Raw genomic sequence first — 13,605 nt, 5'->3', positions numbered from 1 at the left:
CCGGGAACGCCCGTGAAGACGGGCGTCACAGCGGTACCTTGGAGGCGATTTTAGCCCTTTCCGGTACGGATTTGGTGCAACGCAGCATCCGGTGGGTGTGCCGCGCCGGGTCAGTCGCTGGCCAAGGTGAAGTATTCAAGAAGGAAATAGCTGGCCTGATAGATCAGCGCTATCAGGGCCAGGGCCAGGTGGGCGCGGCGCTGGCGCAGGACGATGCCCAACCCCGCGATCGCCAGCATCACCACCGTGTGGACCCAGTAGGCATCGCCGAGCATCTGCCAGCGGCTGTGGCCCTTGATGGCGGTATCGACCAGATCGAGCAGGGTGACCAGCGCCAGCATCCCGAAGAAGCCGCCGCGCCGCTGCAGCAGGTAGTTCTCATAGCTGCCGAACTCGCGCACATCGTCGGGAAACAGCAGGACGCAGAGCAGGTACCAGGCGGCGCAGTAGGCGATCACGAACAGATACAGCTCGAAGGTCCACTGCCGGACCTGCCCCAGGCGGAACTCCCACCACCAGAACGTCACTACGGAGATCAGCGCCCAGACCACCCAGCACAGGTGGATCCACGACCAGCCGCGGCGCTTGGGGTGTTCGATGATCCCGGCCAGGCCGCGCAGCAGGGTGGTGATGCTCAGGCCGAGGATGATGCTGAGCACCACCCGGATGTGCAGGTAGACCGGATCGCTGTCCATCGAGACCCCCACGGCTGGATGGGCCGATCCTGCACCGGGCCGAGTCGGTGGCCTGTGTAGGGCAGGGCTGGGCCGCCGCTTTTACCGCTTCCGCCGCACCAGCGTCGCCGAGGCCGCCAGTACCGCGCGGGTCAGCAGTGCCATCGTCTGCACGTCGCCCTTCCAGTGCTGCCAGTACAGCGGCACGTCTTCCCAGGCGCGCTGTTTCATGTGCACCAGCCGGCCGGCATCGAGATGGCGCTTGACCAGCGGCAGCGGGTTCATGGTCCAGCCCAGCCCGCCGAGGTTGGCCTGGACGAACGCGCGGGTGGAGGGAATCCACCAGGTCGGCGCGGTCAGCGGCAGGTCGTTGCCGGCCAGGCGGCGGGCGAACCGGGCCTGCATGTCGTCCTTGCGGTTGAATACCAGCACCGGCGCCTGGGCCAGCGACTGCGCGTTGACGCCCTTGGCGAAGTACTGCTCATGGAAGGCGGGGGTGCAGGTGGCCGCATAGCGGATGCTGCCCAGCGCGTGGATCTGGCAGCCCTGCACCGGCTCATCCAGCGTGGTCACCGCGCCCAGCACGGCGCCCTGGCGGAGCAGGGCCACGGTGTGGTCCTGGTCTTCCGAGCGGAGGTCCAGCGTGGTGCCGGTCTGCCGTGCGAACTGCAGGGCCGCCTCGGGGAACCAGGTTTCCAGGCTGTCATGGTTCACCGCCACCGGGATGCTGGCGTGGGGCAGGTCCTCATCGGCGATACCCATCCGGTGCAGGGCATCGTGCTCGAGCAGGGCGGTCTGCTCGGCCAGCTGGACCAGCACCTGGCCCTCGGTGGTGGCCACCGCCGGGGACGAGCGCTTGACCAGCAGGCGGCCGACCCGGTCCTCCAGCGCCTTGACCCGCTGGGAGACCGCCGAGGCGGTGACATTGAGCGACTGCGCGGCACGCTCGAAGCTGCCTTCGCGTATCACTGCGGCCAGGGCACGGAGCTGGGCATGGTCGATGCGCATGATCTTAAGTTCTGCTAAAGATGGTTAAGTAAGTTTAGCTCTACTTTTTAATGTTGCGGCGCGACAATATGCGCCATCAGGTGCTGTACGCCTTGGCGAGGCACCGCCCCCCAGCAAGACACAGGTGGTATCCCATGTTTTCGATCCTTTCCGGCGGCGCCGGGCTGAGCGCGTGGCTCAGTGGTGCCGCAACCGGCATCGGCCTGTTCGCGGTGGTCGGCGCGCAGAGCGCGTTCATCCTGCGCCAGGGCATCCTGCGCAAGCACATCATTCCGGTGGTGGCCACGTGTGCCGCCATCGATGGCATCTTCATCTTCGCCAGCGTGGCCGGCCTGCGCACGCTGACCCAGGCGGTGCCGTGGCTCACCACGGTGGTGCTGTGGGGCGGTGTCGCCTTCCTGGCCTGGTATGCCTGGCAGTCGGCGCGACGCGCGCTGGCCGGTGGCGGCGGCATGCATGTGGACGACGGCGACAGCACCTCGCGCCGCGCGGTGCTGATCTCGGCGGTCGGGTTCTCGCTGATCAACCCGCACTTCTGGCTGGACATGATGGTCATCGGTGGCATCGCCGAGAACTTCGGCAACGCACGCATGGCCTTCGCCGCCGGCGTGTTCACCGCCAGCTGCCTGTGGCTCACCGCCCAGGGCCTGGGCGCGCGCCTGCTGGCCCCGTTGTTCACCAAGCCCAGAACCTGGCGCATCCTCGACGGCACCATCGCGGTGATCCTGTCGATCCTGGCGCTCAGCCTCGCGTTCCGCGGCATGCATTGAACTCTCTCCTCGATGCAGGCCCTGGAGATGGCACCGTTCGCGGTGCCATTTTTTTTTGGAAACGCCGCTGGTTGACCCGCCGGGCTTGCGCCTAGAATCGCCCTTCCGGACACGATGTCCAGTGGAGCTGGGGGGAAGGATGAAGCGTGCATGCCTGTGGGGAATGACCGTGCTGTTGGCCATGACGGGCCAGGCCGGTGCGGTGGACCTGGAGCACTATCTGCGCCGGGATACGTTTACGGACATCAAGATCTCGCCGACCGGCGCGTTCTATGCGGCCACCATTCCGATGGAGGACCGCACCGGGCTGGCGATCATGCGGCGCGAGGACGGCAAGCTGATCGGCTCGTTCGTTCCGCCAAAGAACAACCACGCCAATGACTTCGATTGGGTCAACGACCAGCGCGTCCTGATCGGGTTGGCGGAGAAGTTCGGCTCGCTGGACGAGCCGCAGCCGACCGGCGAACTGTTCGGCATCAATGCCGACGGCGGGCGGGGCGAGCTGCTGATCGGGTACCGCGTGCAGAACCGCGGGCTGGGCACGCGGATCCAGCCGAAGAAGGTCGAAGCGGTGGCTGCCTTCATGATCGATGCCTTGCCCGACCAGGACCGCCGCGTGCTGGTCAAGGTGATGCCGTTCTCGGCCGATCCGTTCACCTCGGCCGAGCGCCTGGACGTCAACAGCGGCCAGCGCACGACGGTCGCGCGCGCGCCGGTGCAGCGGGCCGACTTCGTCGCCGACGGCAAGGGGGAAGTGCGCTTCGCCGACGGCGCCGCCGGTGACAACGTCAACAAGCTGTACTACCGCGACGGCGCCGGTGCGGCCTGGAAAATGATCAACGATCAAGGCGTCAGCCAACGGATCGAGCGTGCGCTGGGCTTCTCCGAGGATGGGACGCTGGCCTATCTGCTGGTCGAGCAGCCCAGTGGCCCGGACACGATCGTGTCGTGGAACCCGGCGACCGACGAGCGCCGCGAACTGCTGCGCGACGCGGTGGTCGACCCGGCCAGGGTGATCTACCGGCGCGGAACCTCGATCCCGATCGGCGCGCTGTACCTGGGCGACACGCCGCGCACCCGCTTCTTCGATGAGACTTCGGCCGATGCCCGCCTGCAGCGCAGCCTGGAGCAGGCCTTCGGCGGCCAGGCGGTGTTCATTACCTCGTCCTCGCGCGACGGCAGGCTGGCGATGCTGCAGGTCTGGTCGGGGAGCAACCCCGGCGACTTCTACGTGTTCGATACGCAGGCCAAGAAAGCCGATCTGGTGGTGAGCCGCAGCCAGTGGGTGGATCCGGACACCGCGGCCGTGGTCAAGCCGATCGCCCTGAAGGCCCGCGACGGAATGCCGCTGCACGGGTTCGTCACCCGTCCCAGGGGCAGCGAGGGCAAGCGCCTGCCGATGGTCGTCATGCCACATGGGGGGCCCTTCTTCGTGTACGACGATGGCGCCTACGACATGGAAAGCCAGCTGCTGGCCGCCGCCGGTTATGCGGTGCTGCAGGTCAACTACCGGGGGTCGTCCAACTTCGGCCGGGCCCATGCCAACGCCGGCAGCCGGGAATGGGGCGGCGCCATGCAGGACGACCTGACCGATGCCACCCGCTGGGCGGTAGCCGAAGGCATCGCCGATGGCGCGAAGATCTGCATGTACGGTGCGAGTTATGGCGGCTATGCGGCCTTGATGGGCGTGGCCAAGGAGCCGTCGCTGTACGCGTGTGCGGCCGGCTATGTCGGGGTCTATGACCTGCCGATCATGTACACCACCGGCGACATCCAGCGCCGTGGCTCGGGCGAGACCTATCTCAGGGAATGGGTGGGGGACCGCACGACACTGGCGGCGGTATCACCGGTGAACCTGGCCGAGCGGATCAAAGTGCCCGTGTTCCTGGCCGCCGGTGGCGAAGATGAGCGCGCGCCGATCCTGCACACCCGGCGGATGGAAGCGGCATTGAAGAAGGCCGGCGTGCCGGTGGAGACGCTGTACTACCCCACCGAAGGCCATGGATTCTACACCGACCCGCATCGCCGCGAGTACTACACCAAGCTGCTTGCCTTCCTGTCCAACAGCCTGGGCGGGCAGACCGCCACGGTGTCGACGCCGGCCCAGCCCTGAGCGCGACGCGCAGGCAACACCGCTTCAACGACAACGGCACCGGAAGGTGCCGTTGTCGTATGCGCGGCAGGCAGGACTCACTTCACTCCGTGCATCATCCGCTTCAGCAGCGGCGAGCACATCAGCGCGACCGCGGCACACCCCAGGCCGATCCACATCAGCAGCCAGAACAGGTGCTCGTAGCTGGCGGCGGCGCTGGCGATGTCCATGGTCTGGCCTTCCGGCACCTCGATCGCGGCGAGCTTGCCGAACAGCGCGGCCAGCGTTTCCGAGAACGCGGTGGCCAGGAACCAGGTGCCCATCATCAGGCTGACCACGCGCGGCGCGGCCAGCTGGGTCACCGCCGACAGGCCGACCGGCGACAGGCACATTTCGCCGATCTCCAGGATCAGGTAGGCCAGCACCAGCCACCACACGCTGGCCATCTGCCCGGTCGCGCCGACGTGCTGGGCGGCCAACGCCAGGGGCACGAACGACAGCGCGGCGAAGACCAGGCCGATCGAGGATTTGACCGGCTTGGACGGGTCCATGCGGCGACGATCCAGCCACGCCCACAGCATCGCGAACAGCGGCGCGAGCACGACCAGGAACAGGCCGCCGAGGTAGGTCAGCGAGCCGGCGGTCTGCGGAATCACCAGGCAGTCGCGGATCAGCATCACCAGCATCGCAGCGACGATGACGATGAACAGCGTGCGGGGTGCGGACGAGCCGGGGCTGCGCTCGGACAGGCGCGCGGCCACCACGAACCCCAGCGGTGCCAGCAGCAGCGAGGCGATCGACCACGGCAGCGGCGTGCCGCCCTGGATCACCAGCGAGGGCACCAGGTCTTTGGTCAGCAGGCGATCGGTGAACGTGACCCACGAGCCGTAGGTCTGCTCGTACAGGGTGAAGAACACCAGTGCCATGAAGATCAGTGCCATCAGCGCGATCATCTGCTGGCGCTGCACCGGCGTGCAGCGGGTGCCGGTGAACCAGGCGAACCAGACCAGCACGCCGCCGAGCACGACGATCATCAGCATCAGCGCCAGGCTGATTTCCCCGCCGAGCGCGAACGCGCCATTGGCGGCCGCCCACATCAGGGCAGCGACCGGTACCACGCCGAGCACGGCCACCGCATAGATCAGCCATTCGCGGCGGATGCCCAGCACGCGCTGGCGCAGCGCCGGCAGGTCGGACGGTTCGGCATGGCCCTGCAGGTACTTCTGCCCCCACAGGAACATGCCGAGCCCGATCACCATGCCGATGCCGGCCGCGCCGAAGCCGTATTTCCAACCGTAGGCTTCGCCGAGGAAACCGCAGACCAGCGACGCGAACAGCGCGCCCAGGTTGATGCCGGCATAGAACAGCGAGAAGCCCGAATCGCGGCGTGGATCGTTTTCCGGGTAGAGCTTGCCGACGATGGTGGAGATGTTGGGCTTGAGGAAGCCCACGCCCATGATGATCAGCGCCAGCGAGAGGTAGGTGATGCCCAGTGCGGCGTCATCGCGCACCACCGCGCCATCGACGCGGACCGCCGCATGGCCTTCGAAGGCCATGCCGAGATGGCCGAGCACCAGCAGCACGCCGCCGAACACCACCGCCTTGCGCATGCCCAGCCAGCGGTCGGCGAGCAGGCCACCGAACACCGGAATGCAGTAGACCAGCCCACCGTAGGCGCCGAGCAGGTCCAGGCCGGCCTTGTCGCCGAACAGGTGGTATTTGGTGAGATACAGCAGCAACAGCGCCTTCATCCCGTAGAACGAGAACCGCTCCCACATCTCGGTGAAGAAGCAGATGTAGACGCCCTTGGGATGGCCGAGGAAGTCGTCGGTAGCGGGGGAGGCTGCGGAGGCGGGCAGGGCGGCTGCGGTCATCGAGGGATAGGGGCAGGGCGGACAAGGCGGCGAGTATAGGCCCGGGGCGAAGGGTCAGCCGTGCCGGGTCTGGCCGCTCCGCTGTGGTAGTGCCGGCCGCTGTCGTAGTGCTGGCCGCTGGCCGGCAGCCTCAGCAGCCCGGCATCGCGCGCTTACAGATAGCGAAGCCAAGCCAGATCCCGGCGCCGTGCCTTGAACCGCGCGAACGCTTTGGTCGGCCAGTACAGCGCCAGTCCCAGCACCGCGGTGATCACCCACAGGCTTGCCACGTGGTCGACCGCGAAGTACCCGCCGTGGGTCTGCCCCCAGCGCGCCTCGGCCAGCACGTAGAGCAGCTTCAGCACGTACAGATGCAGCAGGTAGAAGAACATCGGCGCCGCGCCGATGTCGGCCAGCGGCGCCAGCGCCCGGTCCACGCGCGGCTGCTCGTACAGGCGCAGCAACAGCAGGCCGATGCCCAGGGTCAGCAGCAGGAACAGCAGCGAGGGCGGGTACTTGGTGACGTTGAAGAAACTCATGATCGTGTCGCCGGCGCTGGCGAACGACTGCCACGGGCTGTCGCCGTAGAGGTTCACCGCCCGCAGGATGACGAAGGCCAGCAGCGCACCGGCGCCGGCCATCCACAGGCGGCGGTGGCGCAGGAGGGCATCGCCGCCGCGCGCGAACCACGGGCCGACCACCCAGCCCAGCGCAATGACGCCGATCCACGGCAGCACCGGGTAGGAGGTGCGCAGGCGCAGCCCGTCGGTCACGGCGATCCAGTCGCGCTGATGCAGCACCTTCCACAGCACGGCCAATGCACCGTCGCCCTGCACGCGGATGCCATCGAGCAGGTTGTGCCCGACGATCACGGACAGTGCCAGCACCGCCAGCACCCCGCGTGGCAGCCACAGCAGCCCGGCCAGCGCGATCATGCTGATCCCGATCGCCCAGATCACCTGCAGGTACACCACGCTGGGCGGGAACTGCAGGGTCCAGGCGAAGTTGACCACCAGCAGCTCCAGCACGACCAGGAACAGGCCGCGCTTGAGCAGGAAGGCCGACGCGGCCCGCCGCCCGTCTGGCTTGCCGCTGGCGTACAGCCAGGCCGACAGACCGGTCAGCAGCACGAACACCGGGGCGCACAGGTGGGCCAGCAGCCGGCTGACGAACAGCGCCGGCTCGACCTGGGCGACCGCCATCGGGTCGCCCACCTGCTGGTGCATATAGAAGGTTTCGCGCACGTGGTCGAGCAGCATCAGCACGATCACGGTGCCGCGCAGCTGGTCGATGGAGGTCAGGCGGGAGGTGGGGGAAGACGTCACAGCAGCGCCGGTTGTTCGGTGCGATAGGATATAACATAACTAAAATGGATGGGCCCGGCCCTGGACCTTGCCGAGTCCGGCGTGTCGCGGCTGCGTCGGCACGCGCAGCTCAACAGGGGCCTCGATCAAGTGGTGCAGGGTGGCCGGCCAGCAGCCGGCACTACTGGACTTGCCCGTACATGAACGCTAGCGTGGCAGGGATTTTTTGCCAGCAGGGGATTCCATGAACAACGACGCTGCGCCACGCCAGCTCACATTCCGCGCGGTGGTGCTTGCCATCGTGCTGGCGGTGATTCTGTCGGCCGCCAACGCCTACCTCGGTCTGTTCGCAGGCCTGACCATCGCCACCGCCATTCCCGCCGCGGTCATTTCCATGGGGGTGCTGCGCCTGCTCGGCGGTGGCACGATCCTGGAAAACAACATCGTCCAGACCGGCGCCTCGGCCGGTTCGTCGATCGCCGCCGGCGTGATCTTCACGATCCCCGCGCTGGTGATCATGGGCTACTGGCCGGACTTCAAGTACTGGTGGGTGCTGGGCATCGCCGGCCTGGGTGGCCTGCTGGGCGTGCTGTTCTCGGTGCCGCTGCGCCGTTCGATGATCGTGGAAGATCCGCTTCCGTTCCCGGAAGGCAAGGCCGCCGCCGAAGTGCTCAAGGCCGGTGAAAACCCGGGGCCGGGCCTGAAGATCCTCGCCGTGTCGGCGGTGATCGGCGCCTTCGTCAAGCTGGCGGCCGAAAGCGGCCTGCGCCTGATTCCGGATGCCTGGGCCACCTCGGCCTATGTGGGCGGCTCGAAGATCAGCGCCTTCATCGGCACCAACCTGTCCCCGGCGCTGCTGGGCGTGGGCTACATCGTCGGCCTGAATGTCGGCATCGTGGTGGTGTCCGGCTCGATCCTGACCTGGCATATCGCCATCCCGCTGTACCAGGCGTTCTTCATGAACACCGATCCGGCGCTGGCGGCCTCGATCGCCACGGCCTCCTCCACCGAGGCGGCCTTCGCCATCTGGGGCGCGAAGATGCGTTACCTGGGCGTGGGCGCGATGCTGATCGGTGGTGTCTGGACGCTGATCTCGCTGCGCAAGTCGCTGCTCAATGGCGTCAAGAGTGGCTTTGCCGCGGCCCGCAAGAGCGGTGGCCCGGCGCTGGCGGACACCGAGCGCGACCTGCCGATGAAGTGGATGCTGGTGGCACTGGTCGTCTTCACCCTGCCGCTGCTGGCGCTGTACCAGGCCATCGTGGGCCAGTGGCACGTGTCGATCCCGATGACGCTGATCATGATCGTGGCCGGCTTCCTGTTCGTCTCGGTCTCGGCCTACCTGGCCGGCCTGATCGGCTCCTCCAACAACCCGGTCTCGGGCATCACCATCTCCACCATCCTGTTCGCCTCGGCGGTGCTGGTGCTGCTGCTCGGCGCCGACGGCCTCAAGCCGGTGGGCGTTGGCGGGGCACCGCTGGGTGCCGTGGCCGCGATCATGATCGGCGCGGTGGTGTGCTGTGCGGCCGCGGTCGGCGGTGACAATCTGCAGGACCTCAAGGCCGGCTACATCGTCGGCGCCACCCCGTGGAAGCAGCAGCTGATGCTGGGCATCGGCGCGTTCTCGTGCGCGCTGATCATGGCCCCGGTGCTGAACCTGCTGGCGACTGCCTACGGCATCGGCGTCAAGTCCGAGCTGCATCCCAACGCGCTGGCCGCGCCGCAGGCGAACCTGATGGCCTCGGTGGCCAAGGGGCTGTTCGGTGGCGAGCTGCCGTGGACCTTCATCGGCATCGGCGCGGTGGTCGGCGCGGCGATCATCGCCTTCGACAGCTGGCTGAAGTCGCGCAACGCACGCTTCCGCGTGCCGGTGCTGGCGGCTGCCATCGGTATCTACCTGCCGCTGGAGCTGATGGTGCCGATCTTCCTGGGTGGCCTGATCGCCTATCTGGTGGAGCGTTTCCACAAGATCCGTGGCGACGACGAAGAAGGCCGCGACCGCGTGCACAAGCCGGGCGTGCTGTTCGCTGCCGGCCTGATCACCGGTGAAGCCCTGATGGGCATCGCGATCGCGGTTCCGATCGTGATCAGCAGCCGTGCCGACGTGCTGGCGCTGCCGTTCCGCCTGCCGGGCGCGCAGTGGATCGGTCTGGCCGTGCTGTTCCTGGTCGGCTGGCTGATCTACCGCACCGGCAAGCGCGCGGTCGGTTCGGTCTAAAAACGCCCCGGTCTGCGTCACGACAAGCCCCGCTCCGGCGGGGTTTGTCGTTTCTGCCCCCAGGCAACGCACCGGCATGACCGATGGCCTTTGCATGTGCGGCCCCTGCGGCCCTACCATCGGCGTTTTGCCGTTCCGCGGAGACCCCGATGAAACTTCGTTACGCCCTGCTGCCGTTGTGCCTGCTGACCGCGATGCCCTCGCTGGCGGCCACGCGTGGCCTGGATGTGCGCGACATGATCGCGCTGGATCGGGTCTCCAGCCCGCTGCTCACCGCCGATGGCGGCAACGTGATCTTCGCCAAGCGCGTGGTCGGTGCCGACAGCAAGGCCAGCACCGGCTTGTTCATCCGCAACCTGCGCACGCGTGACCTGGCCCCGCCCAAGCCGCTGACCCCGGCTGGCTGGAACGTCAATTCCGCCGCGCTGTCGGCCGATGGCCAGACCGTGTATTTCCTGAGCGCCAAGAACGGCAGCCAGCAGCTGTACGCGCAGCCGACCACCGGCGGCACCCCGCGCCAGCTGACCGATTTCCCGGTCGATGTGGACAGCTTCCACGTCTCGCCGCAGGGCGACCGCGTCGCCTTCAGCAGCGGCGTGTTCCAGGACTGCGGTTCGGACCTGGCCTGCACCAGCAAGAAACTGGACGCGCACAAGGCGCGCAAGAACACTGGTGAGGTATTCGACAGCCTGTTCGTGCGCCATTGGGACACCTGGGCCGATGGCCGCCGCAACACGCTGTTCGTGGCACCGCTGCCGGCCGCCAAGGCTGCCGCGGTGAAGGGTGCCTCGGCGATCAGCGCGACGCTGGCCGGCGATGCGCCGTCCAAGCCGTTCGGTGGCAATGACGACTTCACCTGGTCGCCGGACGGCAAGACCGTGGTCGCTGCGATCCGCGTGGCCGGCAAGCAGGAGCCGTGGTCGACCAACTTCGACCTGTACCGCCTGGATGCCGAGGGCAAGCAGGCGCCGGTCAACCTGACCGCGTCCAACCCGGCCTGGGATGCCGGCCCGGTGTTCAGCGCCGACGGCAAGACCCTGTACTACCGCGCCATGAAGCGCCCGGGCTTCGAAGCGGACCGCTTCGGCCTGATGGCGATGGACGTGGCCACCGGCAAGACCCGCGAGATCGCACCGAAGTGGGACCGCTCGGCCGGCGAGATCGTGCTGTCCGGTGACGGCACCCTGATCTACACCAGCGCCGACGACATGGGCGAGCACCGCCTGTTCGGCGTCGACATCGCCACCGGTGAGGCCGAGGTCGTGGTCGACGGCGGCAGCATCGGCTCGCCGGTGATCGCCGGCACCACGCTGGCGTATACGAAGAACAGCCTGAAGAGCGGCGACCAGATCGTCGTCGCCGCCTTCGATGGTGCGAACCCGCGCGAGATCACCCCGAGCGCCGGCGAGATGCTGCCCGATGTCGCCTTCGGCGATTACGAGCAGTTCCAGTTCAAGGGCTGGAACAACGAGACCGTGCACGGTTACGTGGTCAAGCCGTACAACTACCAGGAAGGCAAGCGCTACCCGGTTGCGTTCCTGATCCACGGCGGCCCGCAGGGCAGCTTCGGCAACGGCTGGAGCTACCGCTGGAATCCGCAGACCTACGCCGGCCAGGGCTACGCGGTGGTCATGATCGACTTCCACGGCTCCACCGGTTATGGCCAGGCCTTCACCGATGCGATCAGCCAGCACTGGGGCGACCGCCCGCTGGAAGATCTGCAGAAGGGCTGGGCCGCGGCACAGAAGCAGTACCCGTTCCTCAACGGCGACAAGGCGTGCGCGCTGGGCGCCAGCTACGGCGGCTTCATGGTCAACTGGATCGCCGGCAACTGGAGCGAGCCGTGGAAGTGCCTGGTCAACCATGACGGCGTGTTCGACCAGCGCATGATGGGCTACGCCACCGAAGAGCTGTGGTTCACCGAGTGGGAGCAGGGCGGCACGCCGTACGAGAAGGCCGCCAGCTACGAGAAGTTCAACCCGGTCAACCACGTGTCGGACTGGAAGAAGCCGATCCTGATCGTGCACGGCCAGCTCGACTACCGCATTCCGGTGGAACAGGGCCTGGCAGCATTCACCGCCGCACAGCGCCAGGGCATCGAGTCCAAGTTCCTGTACTTCCCGGACGAGAACCACTGGGTGCTCAAGCCGCAGAACAGCGTGCAGTGGCACGACACCGTCAACGGCTGGTTGAAGCAGCACATCGGCGAATAAGCCGGTTTGAAGCGCCGCCCCCAGGGGCGGCGCTTTTGCATCGCGGGTGCCGGCCGCAGGCCAGCATCTGTATCTTCATCCGTAGTGCCGGCCGCTGGCCGGCATCTGCACCGCGCTTTCAGTACTCATGAGGTTGCCGGCCCGCGGCCGGCACGACCCAGGCACCCCATCTCAGTGAAAGCACCTGCCCTGATCCAGAACGACATCGTCGTCTTCGGCCTGATCGCCGCCACCCTCGGTGCCGTGTTCTGGACCGCCTCGCGCGAGGAGGGGCTGTGGAAGCGCTTCTACACCTACGTGCCCGCGCTGCTGCTGTGTTACCTGATTCCCGGTGTGTACAACACCGTTGGCCTGATCGACGGCCAGAACACCCATCTCTACAACCCGGTCGCGCGTGACATCCTGCTGCCCGCCGCGCTGGTGCTGCTCACGCTGGCCGTGGACATCAAGGGCATCCTGCGGCTGGGCCCGAAACTGATCGTGATGTACCTGGGCGCCTCGCTGAGCATCATGATCGGCGCGGTGGTGGCCTTCCAGCTGATGAAGTGGCTGCATCCGGCCACCGTCGCCGGCGATACCTGGGCCGGCATGGCCGCGCTGGCCGGCAGCTGGATCGGCGGCGGCGCCAACATGCTCGCCATGCGCGAAGTGTTCGACGTCAACGCGACCACCTTCGGGCAGTTCGCGGTGGTCGACGTCGGCGTCGGCTACGTGTGGATGGCCGTGCTGATCTTCATGGCCGGGCGTTCGGCGAAGATCGATGCGCGCAGCGGTGCCGACACCTCGGGCATCGACGCGCTCAAGCTGCGCATCCAGGCCTTCCAGGCGCAGCACGAACGCGTGGCCAGTCTGACCGACCTGATGCTGATCGTGGCCGTGGCGTTCGGCGTGGTGGGGCTGTCGCATGCGATCGCCGGGCCGCTCTCGGCCTGGTTCAAGGGCCATGTGGCCTGGGCGTCGCAGTTCAGTCTGGACGCGCCGTTCGTCTGGGTGGTGGTGATCTCCACCACCTGCGGCCTGGCGCTGAGTTTCACCCGTGCACGCAACCTCGAAGGTGCGGGTGCCTCCAAGCTGGGCTCGCTGCTGCTGTACTTCCTGATCGCCTGCATCGGCATGCAGATGGACCTGCTCGCGCTGCTCGACCGCCCGTGGCTGTTCCTGCTCGGCCTGATCTGGATCGCCGTGCACATCGTGCTGCTGTGGGCGCTGGCGCGCGCGCTGAAGGTGCCGTTCTTCTACTTCGCGATCGGCTCGCAATCCAATATCGGTGGGCCGGCCTCGGCCCCGGTGGTGGCCGCGGCGTTCCATCCCTCGCTGGCCCCGGTCGGCGTGCTGCTGGGCACGATGGGCTACGCGACGGGCACGTATCTGGCCTACATCGTGGGCATCACCCTGCGCGCGATGGCCGGGCAGGGCTGAGGGCGGTAGTGCCGGCCGCTGGCCGGCAACCTCCTGGACAAGTGACGCATCGCCTGG

Annotated in this window: 9 protein-coding genes; 5 read left to right on the top strand and 4 right to left on the bottom strand. The window is 67.3% G+C overall.

Going from position 1 to position 13,605, the window contains the following annotated elements; translation table 11 throughout:
* Positions 1-110: 110 nt before the first annotated feature.
* A complete protein-coding gene (locus ABE434_RS17445) occupies positions 111-695 on the bottom strand; it encodes a hypothetical protein (protein ID WP_346479699.1) in 585 nt (194 codons plus the stop codon).
* 81 nt (positions 696-776) lie between these two features.
* Positions 777-1,682, bottom strand: coding sequence for a LysR family transcriptional regulator ArgP (locus ABE434_RS17440; protein ID WP_176990085.1), 906 nt, complete (start codon positions 1,680-1,682; stop codon positions 777-779).
* Positions 1,683-1,816: 134 nt separating this feature from the next.
* Here ABE434_RS17440 and ABE434_RS17435 point away from each other — a divergent pair, with 134 nt between their 5' ends.
* Together ABE434_RS17435 and ABE434_RS17430 are read left to right on the top strand one after the other, a co-directional pair.
* Positions 1,817-2,452 (top strand): LysE family transporter, encoded by a 636-nt coding sequence (locus ABE434_RS17435; protein WP_346479698.1) that lies wholly within the window; start codon positions 1,817-1,819, stop codon positions 2,450-2,452.
* 139 nt (positions 2,453-2,591) lie between these two features.
* Entirely contained in the window at positions 2,592-4,565 is a 1,974-nt protein-coding gene (locus ABE434_RS17430; protein ID WP_346479697.1) for a S9 family peptidase, read from the top strand.
* A gap of 77 nt (positions 4,566-4,642) precedes the next feature.
* Here the strand turns inward: ABE434_RS17430 and ABE434_RS17425 are convergent, their stop codons facing one another.
* Both ABE434_RS17425 and ABE434_RS17420 read right to left on the bottom strand, forming a co-directional pair.
* Positions 4,643-6,418 (bottom strand): oligopeptide:H+ symporter, encoded by a 1,776-nt coding sequence (locus tag ABE434_RS17425; RefSeq protein WP_346479696.1) that lies wholly within the window; start codon positions 6,416-6,418, stop codon positions 4,643-4,645.
* A gap of 152 nt (positions 6,419-6,570) precedes the next feature.
* Positions 6,571-7,722 (bottom strand): heparan-alpha-glucosaminide N-acetyltransferase domain-containing protein, encoded by a 1,152-nt coding sequence (locus tag ABE434_RS17420; protein ID WP_346479695.1) that lies wholly within the window; start codon positions 7,720-7,722, stop codon positions 6,571-6,573.
* 223 nt (positions 7,723-7,945) lie between these two features.
* On the opposite strand from ABE434_RS17420, the gene ABE434_RS17415 reads away from it, so the two are divergent.
* From ABE434_RS17415 to ABE434_RS17405, 3 genes are all read left to right on the top strand, one after another.
* Complete coding sequence (locus tag ABE434_RS17415) at positions 7,946-9,916, top strand: oligopeptide transporter, OPT family (RefSeq protein WP_346479694.1); 1,971 nt, start codon at positions 7,946-7,948, stop codon at positions 9,914-9,916.
* Between the two features lie 149 nt (positions 9,917-10,065).
* Positions 10,066-12,129 (top strand): S9 family peptidase, encoded by a 2,064-nt coding sequence (locus tag ABE434_RS17410; protein ID WP_346479693.1) that lies wholly within the window; start codon positions 10,066-10,068, stop codon positions 12,127-12,129.
* Positions 12,130-12,303: 174 nt separating this feature from the next.
* Complete coding sequence (locus tag ABE434_RS17405) at positions 12,304-13,548, top strand: DUF819 family protein (RefSeq protein WP_346479692.1); 1,245 nt, start codon at positions 12,304-12,306, stop codon at positions 13,546-13,548.
* Positions 13,549-13,605 lie beyond the last annotated feature (57 nt).

This window comes from Stenotrophomonas sp. TWI1183 (genome assembly GCF_039673115.1).
In the GTDB taxonomy this organism is placed as follows: domain Bacteria; phylum Pseudomonadota; class Gammaproteobacteria; order Xanthomonadales; family Xanthomonadaceae; genus Stenotrophomonas; species Stenotrophomonas maltophilia_AA.
Note: the sequence above shows the minus strand (reverse complement) of the source record. Positions and strands in the feature narration are given on the sequence as shown.

Excerpts from the sequence above, each read along its gene's own strand:
- ABE434_RS17430 (WP_346479697.1), top strand. The coding sequence starts at position 2,592 with ATGAAGCGTGCATGCCTGTGGGGAATGACCGTGCTGTTGGCCATGACG.
- ABE434_RS17445 (WP_346479699.1), bottom strand. The coding sequence starts at position 695 with ATGGACAGCGATCCGGTCTACCTGCACATCCGGGTGGTGCTCAGCATC.
- ABE434_RS17425 (WP_346479696.1), bottom strand. The coding sequence starts at position 6,418 with ATGACCGCAGCCGCCCTGCCCGCCTCCGCAGCCTCCCCCGCTACCGAC.
- ABE434_RS17435 (WP_346479698.1), top strand. The coding sequence starts at position 1,817 with ATGTTTTCGATCCTTTCCGGCGGCGCCGGGCTGAGCGCGTGGCTCAGT.
- ABE434_RS17440 (WP_176990085.1), bottom strand. The coding sequence starts at position 1,682 with ATGCGCATCGACCATGCCCAGCTCCGTGCCCTGGCCGCAGTGATACGC.
- ABE434_RS17415 (WP_346479694.1), top strand. The coding sequence starts at position 7,946 with ATGAACAACGACGCTGCGCCACGCCAGCTCACATTCCGCGCGGTGGTG.
- ABE434_RS17410 (WP_346479693.1), top strand. The coding sequence starts at position 10,066 with ATGAAACTTCGTTACGCCCTGCTGCCGTTGTGCCTGCTGACCGCGATG.